Annotated in this window: 1 protein-coding gene; it reads right to left on the reverse strand. The window is 46.6% G+C overall.

The window, feature by feature from the left end; all coding sequences use genetic code 11:
* On the reverse strand, positions 1–908 hold a 908-nt coding region (locus R7P74_RS25340; protein WP_318123402.1), incomplete at both ends, for a methyl-accepting chemotaxis protein.

Genomic DNA, 908 nt, shown 5'->3' on the forward strand with positions numbered 1-908 from the left:
GGCCAGATTCACCAGCGCGCGCTGCTTCAATAGCGGCGTTAAGCGCAAGCAAGTTTGTTTGATCTGCGATATCACGGATAACATCAACAACAACGTTGATTTGGTTCGATTGCTGTTCAAGCTCTGAAACTGTATCACCAGCAGCGCCGATAACATTTGCTACTTCACCAATCGCATCAACCATGCTTTGTGTTTCACGCACACCAAGTTGTGTACGGTGGTTTGCATCGTTTGCTTGGCTCGCTGACTCTTCCGTGTTGCGTGCAACGTCCGCTACCGCAGCTTTCATTTCCGTCATTGCTGTTGCAACGTGCGTGATTTGTAGCTGTTGGTCTTTCATGCCAGAAGCAGAAAGCTCAGAGATTTGGTTCATCTCTTCTACTGCACTGCTCAATTGCGTTACAGCGGCAATAACGTTGTCGATAACTTGGCGTAGGTCGTTTTGCATCTTAGTCGTTGCATCTGCCAACTCGCCCAGTTCATCGTTACCAATCAACTTACGATCGATGTCTTTAGAAAGGTCACCTTTCGCAATTGAGTTTGCTTGTTCCACAACAAGTTGTAGTGGGCCACAAATCAAACGCGTTAGAACAAGCGTCATAACAATCATGATCACTAGAATGGTCACGTTGCTCGCGATGGATGAGCTGCTCAAACCGTTCACTGAAGAAAGGATGTGATTTTTGTTGCTGTCCATTGCGACTTTCAACAAGCGGATTAGCTCGTTTAGATCAGAATCGACGGCTTCGAAGTCGTTTAAAGAGTTAGATAGAACAGCGAGCGCTTCGGTTTTGTTGCCTGCTAACATCGACTCATTGTATTGGTCCATAGTAACCAAGTACTGTTTCCACTGACGCATTAGGCGTTGGAACGTTTGTTGTTCTTCACCTGGCCAAATGGTTGAGCCG

It is taken from the genome of Vibrio sp. 2033 (assembly GCF_033339735.1).